Genomic DNA, 20,619 nt, shown 5'->3' on the forward strand with positions numbered 1-20,619 from the left:
ACTATTAAACTTTTAGACCTTTAACTTTTTAAACTAAGATTAAATGACATTAATAAAATCAATATCAGGAATTCGAGGCACAATTGGCGGTGCAGTTGGTGACAATTTAACTCCAGTTGATGCCGTAAAATTTGCTTCTGCATATGGTTCTTTTTTAAAAATAAGACACGCTTCAAAAGGTAACGAACGATTGAAAGTAGTTATTGGTCGTGATGCACGAATTTCGGGACCAATGATTCATAATTTAGTAATGAATACCTTGGTTGGATTAGGAATCGATGTAATTGATTTGGGTTTGTCAACTACGCCAACAGTTGAAATTGCTGTTCCGCTTGAAAAAGCTGATGGAGGAATTATTTTAACAGCTTCACACAATCCCAAACAATGGAATGCACTTAAATTGTTAAATGAAAAAGGTGAATTTTTAAGTGGAAAAGAAGGTGAGTTAATTTTAGAGATTGCTGAGAATGAAGCTTTTGATTTTTCGGATGTAGACAATTTGGGCGAAGTTATTGAAAACAATGCTTATATGGATATTCACATAGATGAAGTGTTAGAATTGCCTTTGGTTGATGCTGATTTGGTAAAAACGAAGAAATTCAAAGTAGTAGTTGATGGTGTGAATTCGTCTGGTGGAATTATTATCCCTAATTTATTAGAACAAATGGGGGTGGAAGTCGTAAAATTATACTGCGAACCAAATGGTCATTTTCCGCACAATCCGGAGCCTTTGAAAGAACATTTGGGTGATATTTGTAAATTGGTTGTAGCAGAAAAAGCCGATTTTGGAATCGTAGTTGACCCAGATGTGGATCGATTGGCTTTCATTTCAAATGATGGTGAAATGTTCGGCGAAGAATATACTTTGGTAGCTGTAGCTGATTATGTTTTATCAAAAACTCCAGGAAATACCGTTTCAAACATGTCGTCTTCTCGTGCTTTACGCGATATTACAGAAAAACATGGTGGAACCTATCAGGCAAGTGCTGTGGGAGAAGTTAATGTTGTAGAATTAATGAAGAAAACCAATGCGATTATTGGAGGTGAAGGTAATGGTGGAATCATTTATCCAACATCGCATTATGGAAGAGATAGCATGGTTGGCGTTGCTTTGTTTTTGACGTATTTGGCAAATCAAGATAAAACAGTTGCCGAAATTAGAGCTTCTTATCCGCAATATTACATGAGTAAAAATAAAATTGAATTAACGCCTCAAATTGATGTAGATAATGTTTTAGCTACGTTAACCGAAAAATATAAATCGGAAAACATTACGACTATTGACGGAGTAAAAATTGATTTCCCTACTGAATGGGTACATTTAAGAAAATCAAATACAGAACCAATTATTAGAATTTATACAGAAGCGCCCACACAATCAGAAGCTGATATTTTAGCCGAAAGATTTGTTAAGGAACTAAAAGAAATAGCAGGGATTTAAATAAAAAAGGTCAGAGTTTAATCTGACCTTTTTTATTATTTTATGGCAATCATTGAAATTTCAATGTTTACATTTTTTGGTAAACAAGCTACTTGAACCGTTTCTCGGGCTGGAGCAGTTGCTTCATCAAAATAACTCCCGTAGACAGAATTGATTCGTGTAAAATCGTTCATATTCATAATAAAAATGGAAGTTTTAATTACATTTTCGAATGTCATATCAGCTGCTGCTAAAACTGCTTTCATGTTTTCCATTACTTGTTTGGTTTCAGTTTCAATGTCATCTAAAACCAATTCCATAGTTAGTGGATTAAGGGCAATTTGTCCTGATGTATACAGAGTGTTTCCCACCAAAACCGCTTGGTTATATGGACCAATAGGAGCAGGCGCATTTTCGGTATAAATTATTTTTTTCATGGAAATTTAATTTTTAAAAATCTAATTAAAATACTCTATCTGGTAATTGACGTTTGTCATATTTTATATCGCTCAACACAGAAGAAGAAATTCCTATGAAAAATCCCCAATAGGTGTTTGTACCAAATGGAACCCAATTAAAACTCATGCGCCAACTTTCTAAATCTCTTTCAAAACGCAATTGTGTAAAAGTAACCCCTTTTTGTTTGAAATCATATCCTGAGGAAAATCCCACTTTCCATCGAGGTGCTAATTCAACATTTCCTGAAGCCATTAAAGATTGTGATGAAATGTCATTTTCGCGATTTGAATTACTATAGGTTACCGAGTAGGCTAAACGTAAATCCCAAGGTAGTTTTGTAGCATACCATTCATAATTACCTTCCTTTTCAGTTTCTTCCTCATCTTTGTTAAATAGACTTTGTCTAGAATCACTTAAATCGGAGCTTGTGCCAAATAAATCGTCACCTGTTCCACCGTTTTGTAGGTTTTGTTTATCGGTTTTCTTTTCCTTATCGGTACTAGAAAAAGCATAATTAATTGTCATGTTTGCACTAGTCATTCTAAAAAGACTTCCTCCATTGTCAATATTGAATTTTTCAATTCTTTTTCCTGAGTTGTCTATTGCATAAGGGTCAAGAGTTGTTGCAAAGTTGATATTCATTTTTTGTTTGAACAATTGCGTTCCTCCTGAAATACGCATTGGTGACCAAGCCAATGAATCAGCTGCTAAATTGTAACTTGTTGCTAAATTTAAGTTATTAATTAACATTACTTTTTTAGGTTCTCCTTTTTTACTTTCGTTATCCTTAACTTTAGCTTCAAATGTGTTGCTTAAAGAAAAACCTAGATTATTTGAATAACTTTTTCCAGGTGCACCAAATAATCCACCATCAAATTTAGTATATTCTTCTGTTGTTAATCCAGTTGCATCAATTGCATAAGTGTCGAAATATTGTTCAAAACTTGGTGTATAACCATAGGAAATATTTGGACGCATTACATGTCTAATGGCTTGGATTTTTTTGTCTTCGCCGAAATTAAATGTACCATAAATTGTAGTTCCAATTCCTGCACTAAAGTTATAAGTTCTAAAAGCTTCAAATCCTTTTTGATCTTCCGTAATTACTTCGTTTTCAATTGTACTGAAGTATTTTTTTACGGTGTTAAATGCCCAAACTTCATTGTAAGCAGCTCCTAACGAAACACTAAAATACTTAAAAATTTTAAAGTTGGTGTTGATTGGAATACTGTGCTGAAATCCTGTTTTTGCATCTCTAAACATTTGTGATTTAAAAAATAATGAATCTGCAGTTTTAATTCTATTTTCGCCTCTTATGTTATATTGTAAATTGATGTTCTTAAAAAAACCTTTTTTTACTCCATCTTTTGGAGCAAAAGGGAAAATTCGATCTACACTTGCTTGAAATGTAGGTAAAGTCATATCTATTTGTTCCGAATTAGTATTTTGAGAATGTGTAGCCGATAACGACATATTTACTTGTGGAACAGTTTGAAAAGTTTTTGAATACGAAACGGAAGAACTTAAATTGTTATTTAATCCAGCTCCTACATTATTTAAATTTACAGATTGTCTAAAATATTGACTACTTCCCAAGTTAACAGAAGCTGAAAACCTAGAATTAGCAGCCGCTTTTGCATCTTGGCTGTGCGACCATTGAATATTATATTGTTTAGATTTTATATAATCAGGAAAACCTTTTTCACTTTGAATATTGTTTTCAAAACGAAGATTTACACGTCCGTTGAATTTATAACGTTTGGCATAACTACTCTCGGCCCTTAATCCATAGCTACCATTGGTATAATAATCACCAAGCACGGCCAAATCATAATAATCACTTAAAGCAAAATAATAGCCACCGTTTTGTAAAAAATAACCTTGTCTGTTATTTTGTCCTGGTGTTGGCATAATAAATCCAGAAATGCTTTCTTCGGTCATCGGAAAATAAGCAAACGGGAGTCCAATAGGAGTGGGTACATCTGCAATTACTAAATTACTTAGGCCTGCAACTACTTTTTTCTTTGGGACAAATTTTACTTTTCGAATTAGAATATAGTATTCTGGATCATCAATATTTTTAGAGGATGTTAATCGTGCATTTTTCATGAAAAAAACAGAGTCATTTTCACGTTTAGAAATTTCAGCTTTAATGTTTAATTCACCTTGTTTGGTTCTTGAATTCCAAATTAAAGCTTTTCCAGTAACATTATTGTAAACAATAGAATCAGGTTCAACTACATTGCTTCCTTGTGTAAAAACAGGACGTTGAATAAAGTTTCCGGCTGAATCTTTAATTCTTCCAGCATACACTTGTTTTTTATCAAAATCATATACAATTTTTCCTGCTTTTATATCAAAATCCGTGTATTTAATTGAAGCTTCATTATACAAAGTGAGTTGCTTTTTTTTCTGATCCATTTTTTCATAATCCTTTGCTTTCATATTCACAATTCCATCTAAAAAGGGTTTCTTTTTTTTAGATGAATCTTGGACAGTAGAATCTTTTACTTTTACAAGGTCAATAGAATTAAGTTTTATAGAATCGGTAAACTTAATTTCTTGAGAAAAAACTGACGTTGTTCCTAATGTTAGTAAAATTACTGAAAAAACGATATGAAATAACTTTGTATGCAATGCTTTTAATAGTATTTTTGTAAAAATTTGGCTCACTTTTTGAAGTGTCAAACTTACATATATTTTTTTGCAAAAATAACGTTTTAATAAAATTATAACTTATAATCTCTCGGAATAACTTTATGCGATATAAAAACCACTCTAAATATTTAATTTTGTTAGCTTTATTGTTTGTTTCAACACTTAATTTTGGACAAAACACACCGAAATTCAAAGTAGTTTTAGACGCTGGTCATGGTGGAAAAGATCCAGGAACCATGCGTGGAAGCATAAAAGAGAAAGATATCGTATTAGATGTTGTACTAAAAATTGGAAAAATTTTAGAACAAAACAAAGATATTACAGTTGTTTACACCCGCAAAACGGATGTTTTTATCGAATTACGTGAAAGAGCGAATATTGCTAATAAAGCTAAAGCTAATTTGTTTATTTCGGTGCATTGCAATGGCGTAAAAAGTACTGCTGCCAAAGGAACTGAAACGTTTGTTATGGGAATGTCCAGAACAGATACAAACTTAGATATCGCTAAAAAAGAAAATGGCGTAATCTTCTTAGAGGAAGACTACAACGAAAAATATAAGGGTTTTGATCCAAATAATCCTGAAACATTATTAGGCTTAAAAATTTTACAAGAAGAATTTTTAGAACAAAGTATTGAATTGGCATCTGAAATTGAAAATAATTTTATTTCAAAAAATAATCGATTTTCAAGAGGTGTAAAACAACAACCTATTTGGGTATTAGATGCTACTGTAATGCCAGGTGTATTAATTGAACTTGGCTTTGTTTCTCATGCAGAAGAAGGAAAGTATATTAGTTCTGAGGAAGGAAAAGAAGAAATGTCTAAATCAATTTCGGATGCAATTATTACGTATAAAAATAATTTTTATTCTGCTACTTTAGAGAATAATTTTGAACCCGCTATTGTAAAAGATGATTCCTCTGAATCAAACAATTCTAAAGTTCCTGAGACGACTGAACACAAAGGTAAAATTTACAAAGTACAACTAGAAGCTGGCTCAAGTAAAATTGATACAAAACCAGCAAATTTTAAGGGTTTGCAAAACATTTCTGTAGCGCATGAAAATAAGATATACAAATATTTTTATGGTAACGAAACAGATTATGAATCCTGTAAAAAACTATTAGAAGAAGCAAAAAAGAAAGGGTATAAATCCGCCTATATTGTAACTTTTGAAAACAAATAACAATGATAAAAAAGATTTTAATTCTATTAATTTTACTCAATATTTCTCTAGTGCAAGGTCAAACTACAAAATTTAAAGTAGTTTTAGATGCTGGACATGGAGGAAAAGACTATGGCGCGGTTTATCATGGAAATATTGAAAAAAATATTGCACTTCAAACGGTTTTAAAAGTAGGTGCAATTTTAGAAAAAGATCCACAAATTGATGTGATTTACACTAGAAAATCAGATGTTTTTATCGAATTGCAACAAAGAGCAAATATTGCTAATAAATCGAAAGGGAGCATTTTTGTTTCAATGCATTGCAATGCCAATAAAAATCAATCAGCTTCTGGTAACGAAACATACGTAATGGGAATTACCCGAAATACTTCCAACTTAGAAGTTGCAAAAATGGAAAATGAAGTAGTTACTTTAGAATCCGACTACAAAATAAAATACGATGGATTTGACCCAAATTCGCCTGAATCTGTAATTGGAATTTCAATATTACAAGAAGAACATTTAGATCAGAGTATTGAATTAGCAGGAAGAGTTCAGCAATTTTTCACAAAAAAAACAAGTAATAAAAATAGAGGTGTTAAACAAGCTGGTTTTTTAGTTTTGAGACAAATAACAATGCCTAGAGTTTTAATAGAAATGGGATTTGTTTCCAATAAAGCAGAAGGAGCATTTTTAAATTCGGAACAAGGGCAAGAAAAATTAGCCGAAGCAATAGCTGGTTCTATATTGGATTATAAAAATGAGTTTTTTAATCCTACAAAAGTACCTGCGATTAAAGAAAAGGAAGTAGATAAAACGCCAAAAGTTGAAGAAAAAGTTACTCAAAAAGAACAACCAAAAAAAGAAGAAATAGCAAAAGACAATGGAATTATCTTTAAAGTTCAAATTTCTGCAAGCTCAAAAAAAATAGCCACAACATCATCAAATTTCAAAGGATTAAAAAATATTTCGATAGAGCAATCTGGTAAATTATATAAATATTTTTACGGTTCTGAAAAGTCATACGAAGAATCTAAAAAAAGAGTTGATGAAGCAAAACAAAAAGGTTATACTTCGGCCTTCGTAGTTGCTTATAAAGATGGAATAAAAATAAGCATTTCTGATGCTATTAAATAAAATAAAAGTTTATTTTTGTTAAAAATATTTGCTTTGAAACTAACAAAAGAAATTAAGACGGCAATTTTAGTTATCGTATCCATTATTTTATTCATATGGGGATACAATTTTCTAAAAGGAAAAAATTTATTCGACACTAGCAATAAATTATATGTTATTTTTGAATCTGTTGAGGGTTTAGCTCCTTCATCAGCAATAACGATTAAGGGTGTTCCTGTAGGAAGAGTAAATTCGTATTCATTTTTACAAAACAAAAAAGTGTTAGTAGAAATGTCTATTACATCAGATTATCCCATTTCTAAAACAAGTATAGCTGAACTTCAAGGTTCTTCTCCACTTGGAGGTAAAGAAATTGTAATCATTCCAAATGATAGTGATTCTAACTTGGCAGTTTCTGGAGATTATTTAAAAGCATCAAGTAAGTTAGGTTTAACAGATGCTTTAGCACAGCAATTAGAACCATTACAAGATAAAATTCAGAAATTATTAGATAATGCGGATGTTTTATTTACGAATGTAAATGATGTTTTAGATGCACAAACGCGTCAAAATCTTAAAAGTAGCATTGCTGAATTAAATAAAACCTTATCTGAATTTAGTGTAGCATCAAAAAACATCAATGGTTTAATTGCTGACAATAAAACAAAATTAAGCTCAGTAATCACTAATTTTGATAAAACTGCTGCAAATTTTGCAACTATGTCTGATTCGCTCGCAAAAGCCAATTTGGGTCAAACTGTTAAGAATTTGGAAAAAACCCTAGCAAGTGTTGACAAATTAATGGCTGACATGGAACAAGGTAAAGGGACAATGGGGAAATTAATGAAAGACGAAACCATGTATACTAATTTTTCTAAAGCATCAAACGAACTTGAATTATTATTACAAGATTTACGTTTAAACCCAACAAGATATGTAAATGTTTCTTTGTTTGGCAAGAAAAACAAACCATATGTAGCTCCAATAAACGATACAATCAAAAAATAAATTTTATACAATGAATTTTTTAGATAATATTTTCTTCGCATTGCTTTTAGCAGTAGGTATAGGTTATTTTGCAATCAATGTTAAAAAATTAATCCGAAATATCAATTTAGGCCGAGATGTAAATCGTAGTGATAATTCCTCTGAAAGATGGAAAAACATGGCTATGGTTGCACTTGGACAATCCAAAATGGTCAAAAGACCAATTGCTGGTTTTTTGCACATTATTGTGTATGTCGGTTTTGTCATTATCAATATTGAGGTAATTGAAATTATTATTGATGGTCTTTTTGGAACACATAGAGTACTTTCTTTCATGGGTGTATTTTATGATGTTTTAATAGGTTCTTTTGAAATTTTAGCCTTCTTAGTCTTAGTTGCTGTAATTGTATTTTGGATTAGAAGAAATTTTACAAACATTGCACGTTTTACTAGCTCAGATTTGAAAGGTAAACCAAAGAACGACGCCAATTATATTTTATATTTTGAAATTGTATTAATGTCTTTATTTCTGTTAATGAATGCAGCTGATTTACATTTGCAAAATTTAGGAATTGGCCATTACAATCAAGCAGGAAGTTTTCCAATTTCTCAATTTATCGCACCTATTTTTAATGGGATGAGCGAAGGTCTTGTTGTTATCATTGAAAGAACTGCTTGGTGGTTACATATCGTCGGAATATTAATTTTCTTAAATTATTTATATTTTTCAAAGCATTTACATATTTTATTAGCATTTCCAAATACTTATTTTGCCGATTTGAATGCAAAAGGAAAATTAGATAATTTAGAAAGTGTTACCAACGAAGTTAAATTAATGATGGATCCAACGGCAGATCCTTTTGCAGCGCCATCAAATCCAGATGCAGTTCCAGCTAAATTTGGAGCTTCAGATGTGCAAGATTTAAATTGGGTACAACTACTCAATGCATACAGTTGTACCGAATGTGGACGTTGTACTTCATCTTGCCCTGCAAATCAAACCGGTAAAAAATTATCGCCAAGAAAGATAATGATGGATACTAGAGATAGGCTAGAGGAAGTTGGAAAAAATATAGATTTAAACAAAGGCGTTTTTGTTGAAGATGGAAAATCATTACTAAATGATTACATCACAACCGAAGAATTATGGGCTTGTACTTCTTGTAATGCTTGCGTAGAAGAATGTCCAATTAATATTAGTCCACTTTCAATTATTATAGATATGCGTCGTTATTTAGTTATGGAACAAAGTGCTGCTCCAACCGAATTAAATAATGTAATGACAAATATTGAAAATAATGGAGCACCATGGCAATATAATCAGATGGATCGCTTAAACTGGGCAAACGAAGAATAACACACACTATTAGAATAATGAAACAAGAAGAAATCGAAGGTAAATTACAGGCTATTTCTGTAAATGGAGAGCAATTAAGCCCAATATTACCAGAAGGAATAAAAAACTATTTAATAGATATTGACGGAACAATTTGCGATGACATTCCTAATGAAGAACCTGAAAGAATGGCAACAGCAGCTGTATATCCAGATGCGTTGGTTACACTAAATAAATGGTATGATGAAGGCCACATTATTTTCTTTTTTACTTCAAGAACAGAAGCACATAGAGAAGTTACTGAAGCATGGTTGAAATTGCATGGATTCAAATATCATGGTATGTTAATGGGAAAACCAAGAGGAGGAAACTACCACTGGATTGATAATCACTTAGTAAAAGCAACGCGTTACAAAGGAAAATTCACCGATTTAATTGACAAAGAAGTTACCATTCAAGTATTTGACGATGAACATCAAGAATAATAAATAAGTATGTGATCATAAGTTTGATAAAACTTTTAAATTCATAAACTTTAAAACTTATAAACTATAATTATGTCAGAAAATTTAATAGTTCCTACAATGGCCGAAATGATGGCACAAGGCAAACAACCAGATGTTTTGTTTTGGGTAGGATGCGCAGGAAGTTTTGATGATAGAGCCAAAAAAATCACTAAAGCTTTTGTTAAAATATTAAACAGAGCAAATGTTTCTTTCGCAGTTTTAGGAACAGAAGAAAGTTGTACCGGTGATCCAGCAAAAAGAGCAGGAAATGAATTCTTGTTCCAAATGCAAGCTATGACAAATATTGAAGTCATGAATGCTTATGAAGTGAAGCGAATAGTAACAGCTTGTCCACATTGTTTCAATACAATTAAAAATGAATATCCAGAATTAGGTGGAAAATATGAAGTTTTGCATCATACAGAATTCATTAAATCATTATTAAACGAAGGTAAATTAACTATTGAAGGCGGACAATTTAAAGGAAAACGAATTACTTTTCATGATCCATGTTATCTAGGTAGAGCCAATAATGTTTATGAAGCGCCACGTGAATTAATTCAAAAATTAGACGCTGAATTAGTAGAAATGAAACGTTCTCGTGCCAATGGATTATGTTGTGGTGCAGGTGGTGCTCAAATGTTCAAAGAGCCAGAAAAAGGAAACAAAGACATCAACATTGAACGAACAGAAGATGCTTTAGAAACCCAGCCCGAAATCATTGCTGCCGGTTGTCCTTTTTGCAATACAATGTTAACTGACGGAATAAAATTTAAAGAAAAAGAAGCTTCTGTTAAGGTCCTTGACGTTGCCGAATTAATTGCAAATGCTCAAGATTTATAACATGAATAAAATTATAGTAGTATTATTCTTATTTTCAATTTCATTTTCTTTTGCTCAAAATTCAAAAAAAGATGAAGTGATTACAAAAATAACTACATCTCTATGTGAGTGTACCTCTAAAGGAAAGATTAAAAAAGATAATGTAAAAGTAGGTTTGGGAATTTGTCTCATTGAAGCAATGAATTCTCATAAAACAGAATTACTGAAAGCTTATAAAACAAATAAAATTAATAAAGAATTAATTGAAAAAGTAGGAGAGGCTGCAGGTGAAAAAATGTTAGAAATTTGCCCTGAAGTACTTGAATTAATTATGAATGACGAAAAATTTGTGGATGAAATTATTTCCGATTTTTCAAAAAAAGATACTACTATTTCAACCGAAGTTGTAGAAGAGGAAATCGTCAATGAAGACCTTAATGTTTCCGGTGTTTTAATAGAATCAAAAATTGAAAGCTATCTTACTATTGTTGTAAAAGAAGATTCTGGTAGAATTAACACCTTTATCCTGTTGAACAATTTTGACAATTCATTTTTAATAACAGATAAAGTATTATTAACAAATGATAAAGTTAAAGTTTATTATTATATCAATGAATTATATGATTTTAAACTAAATAAATTCATGACCTATAAAATCATAACAAATATAACCAAACTATAAAAAAATGAAAAAATTTATACTCATTGCATTATTGACTTCTTCTTCAATTTTTGCACAAAAACTTACAAAAGAGGAACTTACAGATAAAATGTCTGATATAGGTTGTGAATGTGCTAATAAACAAGAAATTACTAAAGAAAACATGGAGTTAACTTTAGGACTTTGTCTTTTAGAAGCAATAAATAAGCATGAAAAAGATGTTGAAAAGTATTACGGTAAAAATGTTATTTCTAGCGATAAAAAGATGGAAGAACTGGGATACGATATTGGTTTAAAAATGGGCGCAAAATGTCCTTCTGTTTTTAAATTTATGATGGATGATTTTGATGAAAGTGATGATGAAGAGTATGTTGAAGAAGTTTTAGATGAAATGGTTTCTGGAAATTTAACAGAAATTAAATTTGATCAATTTCTTACATTTTCGATAAAAGAACAATCGGGTAAAATGAATCAATTTCTTTTATTGAGCAGTTTTGATAATGCATTTTTATTAACAGATAAAGTATTAAAAACAAATGATACTATAGAAGTGTATTACTACGAATTAGAAGTGTTTGATGCTAAATTAGCAAAATTTGTTACTTATAAAGTAGTAACTGATATTATAAAAAAATAACAATGTACGTACCATTTGATACATTACCTGAAGAAGCAAAAATTTGGATATACCAATCCAATAGAAAGTTCTCTGATGAAGAAATTCAAGAAATTGAAAAAGATTTAACTTCTTTTTTAGAAGATTGGTCAGCTCACGGACAACAATTAGAAGCTTCTTTTGTAACAAAATACAATCGTTTCATCATTATCGCTGTGAATCAAGAAGTGCAAGCAGCTACAGGGTGTTCCATTGATGCTTCTGTTCAGTTTATTCAAAATTTAGAGCAAAAATATGGTGTTGATTTATTGGATAAAATGAACGTTACCTTCAAAATGGGTGAACATGTAGCATTTAAAACACTAATCGAATTTAAAAAATTAGCCAAAGAAAAAGCCGTTTCGGGTAATACAATTGTTTTTAATAATTTAGTAAATACCGTAGGAGAATGGCAAGATTTTTGGGAAGTTCCAGCTAACGAAAGTTGGCATAATAGATTTTTCTAAAACGAATATTTAAACTATATTTGAAAATCATCATTAAACCAATTTTAATGATGATTTTTTTATTATACAAAACCCTGATTTCATGCGATATTTACTCATTTTTATACTTTTTTCAGTTGTTTCATTTGCACAAAAAAAATCCAATCTTTCACAAGAAGCTTGGGTAGATAGCGTTTATAACCAACTTTCATTTGACGAAAAAGTAGGACAACTGTTTATGGTCGCAGCTTATTCTAACAAAGATGAAGCACACAACAAGTCAATCGATAAATTGGTGGAAGAAAATAAAATTGGTGGTTTGATCTTTTTTCAAGGCGGACCTGTACGCCAAGCAAAATTGACAAACCGTTATCAAGCCAAATCAAAAGTTCCAATGTTTATTGGAATTGACGCCGAATGGGGTTTGAGTATGCGATTAGATTCTACCTATCGTTATCCATGGAATATGACACTGGGTGCAGTGCAAGACATGAAATTGATAGAAAAAGCCGGAAATCAGATGGCAAAACAGTCAAAACGAATGGGAATTCATTTCAATTTTGCACCGGTTGTAGATATAAATACAAATCCAAAAAATCCAATTATTGGAAACCGTTCATTTGGTGAAACAAAAGAAAATGTAACACTTCGTGCTTTGGCTTTAATGAAAGGCTTACAAGACGAAGGTGTATACGCAACAGCAAAACATTTCCCTGGTCATGGCGATACTTCAACCGATTCACACCATACATTGCCTATAGTAAAATTTGACAAAAATCGATTGGATGCTGTTGAATTATATCCGTATAAAGAATTAATTAAAAATGGCTTAGCTAGTGTAATGGTAGCGCATTTGAATGTGCCAAGTATTGAGCCAAGAGAAAATTATCCAACTTCAATTTCATATAATGTTGTAACAAATATTTTAAAAAACGAATTGCAATTTGAAGGTTTGATTTTTACCGACGCACTAAATATGAAAGGTGCAAGTAATTTTAAAAAACCCGGTGATATTGATTTGGAAGCATTTTTAGCAGGAAATGATGTATTACTTTTTGCCGAAAATGTACCTGTTGCCATCAAAAAATTTAATGAAGCAAAAAAAGAAGGTAGATTAACGGAAGAGCGTTTGGCCTATTCGGTTAAGAAGATTTTAGCTTATAAATACAAAGCAAATTTACATAATTATCAGCCAATTGTGTTAGAAAATTTATATAACGATTTGAATGCTGTAGAATTTGAAGCATTGAACTATCAGTTGTATGAAAATGCAGTGACAGTAATTAAAAATGACACCAAATCAATTCCTATTGCGCAATTAGATAAAGAAAAAATTGCTTATGTAAAATTAGGAAATGATACTTCGGATGTGTTTTTAGCACAATTAAAAAACTATGCAAATGTTACTGAAATTACTTCAAAAAATTTAGACAATGTTTTAACGGAATTAGAGGGTTATACAAAAGTAATTATTGGGTATCATAAATCTGATGGGGCGTGGAGAAATCATAATTTGACATTTAGAGAATTGCTTTGGATTAATCAAATTGGAAAACAAAATGATGTAATTCTAACATTTTTCACGAAACCGTATTCATTGTTGACCATCAAAAATTTCGAATCAATTGAAACGATAATTATTGGTTATCAAAATAATGCTATTTCACAAACTGTGGTTCCTCAAGTGATTTTTGGAGCAATTGGTTCAAAAGGAAAATTACCAGTTTCCATTGAAGAACACTTCAAAGTAAATGAAGGAATAGAAACGCTTGCCATTCAAAGATTAGGTTTTGAAATGCCTGAAAATGTGGGAATGGATTCTAAAATTTTAACCAAAATAGATGCTATTGCTAAATTAGCTATCGATAAAAAAATGACACCCGGATTGCAAATTGTGGTAGCTCGAAAAGGAAAAGTGGTGTATCAAAAATCATTTGGAAATCATACATATGATGAAGGCGCGCCAAAAGTGCAAAATACAGATTTATATGATATTGCTTCGTTGACAAAAATTATCGGGACATTGCCAAACGTAATGCAAGAATTTGACAAAGGTAATTTAACATTGGAAACCAAATTAAAAGCAATGCTGCCCGTTTTTAAAGGTTCGAATAAAGAAGATGCATCAGTTTTAGACATGTTAACACATCAAGCACGTTTTCAACCTTGGATTCCGTTTTATAAAGCAACGTTGGATAGTTTAAACAAGCCTAGTGAACAATATTATAGAACGCGTCCAACAGTTGAATTTCAGTTAAAAGTAGCCGAAGATTTGTATTTGAGAAGAGATTATAATGACACCATTTTAAAAGTAATAGCTGATAGTGAGCTTTTGCCAAAAAAACAATATAAATACAGTGATTTTTCATTTATTTTATTCAAAGAATATTTAGAAAGAGAAAACGGAAAATCATTAGAATATTTAGCAGAAAACAACTTTTATAAGCATTTAGGAGCAACTTCTTTGACTTATAATCCATTGCACAAATTTGATAAAAGTGTCATAATTCCAACAGAAAACGATAATTATTTCAGATACCAAGCTGTGCATGGATATGTGCATGATATGGCAGCAGCAATGCAAGGTGGAATTTCGGGTCATGCTGGATTATTTTCAAACGCTTTAGATATTGCCAAAGTGATGCAAATGTACCTACAAAAAGGAAATTATGGTGGTAAACAATTTATTACAGAAGAAACGTTACAAAAGTTCAATACCTGTTATTTTTGTAAAGATGGCAATAGAAGAGGAGTTGGTTTTGATAAACCGCAATTAGGAAATGAAGGACCAACTTGTGGTTGTGTATCTTTAACAAGTTTTGGACATACGGGATTTACAGGAACTATGACTTGGGCTGACCCAGAAAAGGAAATTGTATACGTTTTTTTATCCAACAGAACATTTCCCGATTCAAATGCTTCCAATAAATTATCTAAAGAAAATATAAGAGAAAATATTCAAAAAGTGATTTATGAGAGTATTATAGAATAATTTCTAAACATCTAACGTTCTATACATCTAATTATGACATCAACAGCAACAACAGTAGACCAATACATCAACGAAGCTCCTGAAGAAAGAAGAGAAGCGTTGCAAAAATTAAGAAATGTGATCTTAGAAAATCTTCCAGAAGGATATCAAGAAGCCATGGGATATGGTATGCCGGGTTTTGTTGTACCGCATTCGATTTATCCAAAAGGGTATCATTGTGATCCAAAACAACCGTTGCCTTTTATGGGATTTGCAAGTCAGAAAAACAGTATCAATTTTTATCACATGGGAATTTATGCAAATCCAGCATTGTACGAATGGTTTGTGGCTGAATATCCAAAACATTCTAAACAAAAATTAGATTTAGGTAAAAGTTGTTTGCGCATCAAAAAACCTGAAAATATTCCGTTTGAATTGATAGGTGAGTTGGTAAAGAAAATTTCTGTTGCCGATTGGATTGCTCTTTACGAAAAAGCCTTCAATAAATAAATTAACAAATGTTTTATAATTGCCAATTTTAGAAATGGTAATTTTATTGAAAATTTAAAACAAATGAAAATTGCTATAGTTTGTTATCCTACATTTGGTGGAAGTGGCGTTGTTGCTACCGAACTTGGTTTAGAATTAGCCAAAAGAGGTCACGAAATCCATTTCATTACATACAGTCAACCAGTGCGCTTAGCCTTGTTGAGTCCAAATGTACATTATCATGAAGTTCACGTTCCAGAATATCCATTATTTCATTATCAACCCTATGAACTGGCGCTTTCGAGCAAGTTGGTTGATATGGTAAAATTATACAAAATTGATGTTCTACATGTTCATTATGCAATTCCTCATGCGTATGCGGGTTACATGGCAAAGCAAATGTTAGCGGATGAAGGTATTCATATTCCCATGGTGACTACATTGCACGGAACAGATATTACTTTAGTTGGAAACCATCCATTTTATAAGCCAGCAGTAAGTTTTAGTATCAATAAATCAGATGTTGTTACTAGTGTTTCACAAAGCTTAAAAGATGATACACATCGTTTGTTTGAGATAAAAAAAGATATTGTTGTTATTCCAAATTTTATCGAATTAACAAAAGAAAAACAAGTTGAAAATATACCGTGTCATCGATCATTGATGGCCTCAGAAGACGAAATGATAGTGACGCATATTTCTAATTTTAGAAAAGTTAAACGAATTGATGATATTGTAAAGATTTTTTACGAAATACAAAAAGAAGTTCCTGCAAAATTAATGATGGTTGGCGAAGGTCCTGAAAAAGAAAATGCAGAATACTTATGCAACCAATTAGGGATTCAAAACAAAGTAATTTTCTTTGGTAATAGTAATGAAATTGATAAAATTTTATGTTTTTCAGATTTATTCTTGTTGCCTTCAGAAACCGAAAGTTTTGGTTTAGCTGCTTTAGAAGCTATGGCTTGTGGAGTTCCCGTTATTTCTAGTAATTCAGGAGGATTACCCGAAGTAAATAAAGATGGTTTTTCGGGTTATTTAAGTAATGTAGGCGATGTTGAAAAAATGAGTCACGATGCAATTTCACTATTAAAAGACACACAAAAACTTAAACAATTTAAAATTAATGCATTAGAAACGGCAAAATTATTTGATATTCAACAAATTATGCCTTTGTATGAACAAGTTTATTATCAAGCAATCCATTCTAAAAATGAATAAAATAGTACCTTTTGTAGTTATATTATTATTGTCGTGCACAACACCAAAACCAGTAGTTTTGAATACATCATTTTCTACGATATATAAAAATTCAAATGGTGGTGCTGAAAATACAGGTTATTTGCATATAACCAATAATGAAGATTATATAAAATTTATAGAAACTTTAAAAATTGACGAATCAGAATTTAATAAATTGGTCACAATTAATTTTAAAGAAAATGATGTTGTTGTCCTAAATCAAGGACAAAAAACATCTGGAGGATATGCTATAGATGTTGCTCAAATTAATTGGGAAAATGAAACACTTTTGATCAAGAAGCTAGAAACATTTCCAACTAAAGATGAAATGGTAACAATGGTATTGACTTCCCCATATTGCATTACCATTATTCCAAAAACAAAAAGCATAAAAGTTTACTAATAAAAAAGGGCTCATAATTATGAGCCCTTTTTGATATATCAAATTAAAATCGGTATCTGATACCTAATGCGATATCTGGACCAAAACTATCTTCTCTGTAATCATCAGAGTTGAAATACAATTCAGGACGAATGTCTAATGAAAGTTGAATAGGCGCTTCGTTAAAGTTATACTCAATACCTAAATCACCTGCTACAAATAGGATAGTTCCATCGTCGCTAAAGCCATTTTTATCATAACTCCAACTACCAACTCCACCACCAACTCCAGCATACCAATTAAAACCACCTTCAATATTCCAAACCCATTGGTATAATCCGGTTAATTTAAAAGCATCAACATCTTTACTGTTTCTCCACCCTAAATCTAATTCTAAACGGTTATTGCCACCTAAACCTCTTTGATAAGAAATTTCTCCTCCAAAGCCATCGTTGTCACCTAAACGCAAACCTAATGCGTTTTTAGAAATGTCCTGAGCTTGTGCGCTTAATGCTAAGCCTAATAGCATAAAAGCCGATAAAATTACTTTTTTCATATAAATGTGTTTTTACAAATGTAGAAAAATTTCTACAAATAACGTACCAAAATTAAATGTTAATGCTAATTTATTACGTGTGTATCTAAAAACTCTTCCAAAGTTTGACTATTTGAAGCAGGAATACCAAGTTCTGAGGCCGCTAAAGCATTTAAACTGTATGAAGTAACAGTATTGGTATAAACAACACCAATTCCATCAGCTATATACTGAGTTGAAACTAAAACTTCTTGATTCGCTAATACAGGTATTGAAATTCCAGAAATCAATGTAGCTATTGAAGCGTTTAATTTAATTTTAGTAATTTTTACATTGCTATAAACTGTTCCATCAGGAGAGGAATAAGTTGCTAATGTCTCACCAGCAAATGACTGTAAAGAATAGTTAATTGTTAATGGATAACCATTGAAATCCTCGTTTATAGTACCTGTTTTTGGAGATGAATTTAATGCTTGATTATTTGATGCATTTTTATTGAATATTACAAAATCAGTTAGTGTTAAGTCTAAATTGATTGGTAAATTCTGTCCACTTGCTAATGCTAAATCGCCAGATAATAATAATTTTCCATTTGATTCTCTAACACCATTATTTCTCAATGATGAAGAATAAAATCCAGTCGCAATATTATTTTTAGTTTTAAATTTTTTATAAACATTTGAACCAATAGTTGTATCATTTGCTACAAATAATGAATCTCTTGTTGTACCAGCTTCACCAACAACATCATAAGTCCAATAACTTCCTGTGGTTAATGGTGTTGAAAAATTTGTTTCGGAACCAGAAGAATCATCGCTTGAACAAGAAAATACTATAGGAATTAAACAAACTAGGGAGAAATAAGATATTTTTTTCATTTTATATTGATTTAGTTGCGCTAATATATAAAAACTCTTTAATTGATTTTTAGTTTTTTACAATTTGAAAGAAATTAGTTAACGAAATATACTAAATTTGTAATTGTTGAAAAATTAAAGCTATGGCAGGAAATACGTTCGGAAAATTATTCAAGTTAACTACTTTTGGCGAATCTCATGGTGAAGCTTTAGGCGGAATTATAGACGGTTGCCCAGCAGGAATTGCTATAGATTTTGATTTTATTCAGACAGAAATGCAACGAAGAAAACCAGGACAATCATCAATAGTAACACAACGAAAAGAAGAAGATGATGTTCAATTTTTATCAGGAATTTTTGAAGGAAAAACCACAGGAACACCAATAGGTTTTAGTATAACCAACACGAATCAAAAATCAGATGATTATTCAGATATAAAAAATTCGTATCGTCCAAGTCATGCCGATTATGTATATGAACAAAAATATGGTATTCGAGATTATCGTGGTGGTGGCAGAAGTTCGGCACGTGAAACAGCAAGTAGAGTAGTAGGTGGTGCTATTGCAAAACAAATTATTCCTGAAATTAAAATTAATGCATTTGTTTCTTCTGTGGGAGAGATTTTTATCGATAAACCCTATCAAGATTTAGATTTTTCAAAAATTGAGAGTAATGCAGTTCGTTGTCCAGATTTGGCTACAGCCGAAAAAATGGAAAATTATATCAAAGAAATAAAAAAACAAGGCGACACTGTTGGCGGTACAATTACTTGTGTAATTCAAAATGTACCAATAGGATTAGGTGAGCCAGTTTTTGATAAGTTGCATGCCGAATTAGGTAAAGCAATGCTATCGATAAATGCAGTTAAAGGATTTGAGTTTGGAAGCGGGTTTTGTGGTGCTAAAATGAAAGGTAGCGACCATAATGATTTGTATAACAATGATGGAACTACTCAATCTAATCTTTCTGGTGGAATTCAAGGCGGAATTTCAAACGGAATGGATATTTATTTTAGAGTTGCTTTTAAACCAGTGGCTACATTAATTCAAAAACAAGAAGTATTAACGAATAAAGGCGAAATTATTGAACAACAAGGCAAAGGACGTCATGATCCTTGTGTTGTTCCAAGAGCAGTTCCTATTGTTGAAGCAATGGCAGCGCTAGTTATAGCCGATTACTTTTTGCAAAACAAAATATATTCCTAATGAAAACGACCAGTGAATTACTGGTCGTTTTTTTTCTTTTTATCACTATTCATCATAAGTATTACTGCAGCAACTAAGCCAAGGCATACTAACGCAAAAACTATAATCATAATGAATGTACCATTGTTATGCGAATAAAGAGGTAATAATAAATTTGCCATAATTACAAAGGTTAGAATTTATACAAAGATAAAAGGTAGCAATTGTTTATTACCTGATATTTGTCATAAAAAAATTATTCTAAAAACTTTGATTTCAATTCAGGTGATGGAATCATACAAGCTTCTTTTTTTCCATACCATTTATATCTATTTTTGGCTACATAATCATAAATAGTATCTCGAAATCCTGTTGGAAGTATTGTAAAAACAGTTGCTAAAGTAAAAATACCACTCAATCCTTTTGCAATATGCAAAGCAGCAGTAGATTTATAATAATAAGAAATCCCAGGCTCATATAGCACAATACTATCTGTATGAATGGGATTGATTCCAATGTGTTTTAGAATCTTTTGACCTAAATCAGATTGAAGCGACACAAATCTAAAAGCATCTTTTTTATCGTGTTTAATTACATATTGAACAGATGAATCGCAAAGGTTGCAAACGCCATCAAACAATATGATTTTTTTATCTTGAGGTAAATCTTGTATTTCCATATATCAATTTTAATTTTAATGTCAATTTCAAAATTTAGGAACACAG

The 20,619-nt window shown here is 31.2% G+C and carries 20 protein-coding genes; 15 read left to right on the forward strand and 5 right to left on the reverse strand.

The annotated features are described in order from the left end of the window. Nucleotides 1-43: 43 nt before the first annotated feature. A complete protein-coding gene (gene glmM, locus OLM52_RS02835) occupies nt 44-1,441 on the forward strand; it encodes a phosphoglucosamine mutase (protein ID WP_264549635.1) in 1,398 nt (465 codons plus the stop codon). A 35-nt stretch (nt 1,442-1,476) separates the two neighbouring features. Here the strand turns inward: glmM and OLM52_RS02840 are convergent, their stop codons facing one another. Both OLM52_RS02840 and OLM52_RS02845 read right to left on the reverse strand, forming a co-directional pair. Beyond that, entirely contained in the window at nt 1,477-1,857 is a 381-nt protein-coding gene (locus tag OLM52_RS02840) for a RidA family protein (protein ID WP_264549636.1), read from the reverse strand. A 25-nt stretch (nt 1,858-1,882) separates the two neighbouring features. Beyond that, entirely contained in the window at nt 1,883-4,552 is a 2,670-nt protein-coding gene (locus OLM52_RS02845) for a putative LPS assembly protein LptD (RefSeq protein WP_264549637.1), read from the reverse strand. 86 nt (nt 4,553-4,638) lie between these two features. Between OLM52_RS02845 and OLM52_RS02850 the strand changes: the two genes are divergently transcribed. From OLM52_RS02850 to OLM52_RS02910, 13 genes are all read left to right on the forward strand, one after another. Beyond that, on the forward strand, nt 4,639-5,724 hold the full coding sequence (locus OLM52_RS02850) for an N-acetylmuramoyl-L-alanine amidase family protein (protein ID WP_264549638.1): 1,086 nt from the start codon (nt 4,639-4,641) through the stop codon (nt 5,722-5,724). A 2-nt stretch (nt 5,725-5,726) separates the two neighbouring features. Next, nucleotides 5,727-6,842 (forward strand): N-acetylmuramoyl-L-alanine amidase family protein, encoded by a 1,116-nt coding sequence (locus OLM52_RS02855; protein ID WP_264549639.1) that lies wholly within the window; start codon nt 5,727-5,729, stop codon nt 6,840-6,842. A gap of 33 nt (nt 6,843-6,875) precedes the next feature. Continuing rightward, entirely contained in the window at nt 6,876-7,829 is a 954-nt protein-coding gene (locus tag OLM52_RS02860) for an MlaD family protein (RefSeq protein WP_264549640.1), read from the forward strand. Nucleotides 7,830-7,839: 10 nt separating this feature from the next. Continuing rightward, on the forward strand, nt 7,840-9,165 hold the full coding sequence (locus OLM52_RS02865; protein ID WP_264549641.1) for a (Fe-S)-binding protein: 1,326 nt from the start codon (nt 7,840-7,842) through the stop codon (nt 9,163-9,165). 17 nt (nt 9,166-9,182) lie between these two features. Further along, nucleotides 9,183-9,629 carry a phosphoheptose isomerase gene (locus tag OLM52_RS02870; RefSeq protein ID WP_264549642.1) on the forward strand — a complete coding sequence of 149 codons (447 nt, stop codon included), beginning with the start codon at nt 9,183-9,185 and terminating at the stop codon, nt 9,627-9,629. Between the two features lie 72 nt (nt 9,630-9,701). Continuing rightward, nucleotides 9,702-10,493 (forward strand): (Fe-S)-binding protein, encoded by a 792-nt coding sequence (locus OLM52_RS02875; RefSeq protein WP_264549643.1) that lies wholly within the window; start codon nt 9,702-9,704, stop codon nt 10,491-10,493. Nucleotide 10,494: 1 nt separating this feature from the next. Then, nucleotides 10,495-11,154 carry a hypothetical protein gene (locus tag OLM52_RS02880; protein WP_264549644.1) on the forward strand — a complete coding sequence of 220 codons (660 nt, stop codon included), beginning with the start codon at nt 10,495-10,497 and terminating at the stop codon, nt 11,152-11,154. A 4-nt stretch (nt 11,155-11,158) separates the two neighbouring features. Next, complete coding sequence (locus tag OLM52_RS02885; protein ID WP_264549645.1) at nt 11,159-11,770, forward strand: hypothetical protein; 612 nt, start codon at nt 11,159-11,161, stop codon at nt 11,768-11,770. Nucleotides 11,771-11,772: 2 nt separating this feature from the next. Further along, nucleotides 11,773-12,255, forward strand: a complete 483-nt coding sequence (locus OLM52_RS02890; protein ID WP_264549646.1) for an ABC transporter ATPase — start codon at nt 11,773-11,775, stop codon at nt 12,253-12,255. A gap of 82 nt (nt 12,256-12,337) precedes the next feature. Continuing rightward, nucleotides 12,338-15,226 carry a glycoside hydrolase family 3 N-terminal domain-containing protein gene (locus tag OLM52_RS02895; RefSeq protein WP_264549647.1) on the forward strand — a complete coding sequence of 963 codons (2,889 nt, stop codon included), beginning with the start codon at nt 12,338-12,340 and terminating at the stop codon, nt 15,224-15,226. A gap of 33 nt (nt 15,227-15,259) precedes the next feature. After that, nucleotides 15,260-15,715, forward strand: coding sequence for a DUF1801 domain-containing protein (locus OLM52_RS02900; RefSeq protein ID WP_264549648.1), 456 nt, complete (start codon nt 15,260-15,262; stop codon nt 15,713-15,715). Between the two features lie 63 nt (nt 15,716-15,778). After that, entirely contained in the window at nt 15,779-16,915 is a 1,137-nt protein-coding gene (gene bshA, locus OLM52_RS02905; protein WP_264549649.1) for an N-acetyl-alpha-D-glucosaminyl L-malate synthase BshA, read from the forward strand. Further along, the gene (locus OLM52_RS02910) at nt 16,908-17,339 is read left to right on the forward strand and encodes a protease complex subunit PrcB family protein (protein ID WP_264549650.1); all 432 of its coding nucleotides are present in this window, start codon (nt 16,908-16,910) and stop codon (nt 17,337-17,339) included. Before bshA ends, OLM52_RS02910 begins: the two co-directional genes overlap by 8 nt. 43 nt (nt 17,340-17,382) lie before the next feature. Here OLM52_RS02910 and OLM52_RS02915 read toward each other — a convergent pair whose 3' ends face one another. Both OLM52_RS02915 and OLM52_RS02920 read right to left on the reverse strand, forming a co-directional pair. Further along, the gene (locus OLM52_RS02915) at nt 17,383-17,874 is read right to left on the reverse strand and encodes a porin family protein (protein WP_264549651.1); all 492 of its coding nucleotides are present in this window, start codon (nt 17,872-17,874) and stop codon (nt 17,383-17,385) included. 65 nt (nt 17,875-17,939) lie between these two features. Beyond that, nucleotides 17,940-18,731, reverse strand: a complete 792-nt coding sequence (locus OLM52_RS02920; RefSeq protein WP_264549652.1) for a hypothetical protein — start codon at nt 18,729-18,731, stop codon at nt 17,940-17,942. 122 nt (nt 18,732-18,853) lie between these two features. On the opposite strand from OLM52_RS02920, the gene aroC reads away from it, so the two are divergent. After that, on the forward strand, nt 18,854-19,915 hold the full coding sequence (gene aroC / locus OLM52_RS02925; RefSeq protein WP_264549653.1) for a chorismate synthase: 1,062 nt from the start codon (nt 18,854-18,856) through the stop codon (nt 19,913-19,915). A 235-nt stretch (nt 19,916-20,150) separates the two neighbouring features. Here aroC and OLM52_RS02930 read toward each other — a convergent pair whose 3' ends face one another. Beyond that, nucleotides 20,151-20,573, reverse strand: a complete 423-nt coding sequence (locus tag OLM52_RS02930; RefSeq protein WP_264549654.1) for a thiol-disulfide oxidoreductase DCC family protein — start codon at nt 20,571-20,573, stop codon at nt 20,151-20,153. Nucleotides 20,574-20,619 lie beyond the last annotated feature (46 nt).

Origin of the sequence: Flavobacterium sp. N2820, from assembly GCF_025947285.1 — a bacterium.
Classification (GTDB): Bacteria; Bacteroidota; Bacteroidia; order Flavobacteriales; family Flavobacteriaceae; genus Flavobacterium.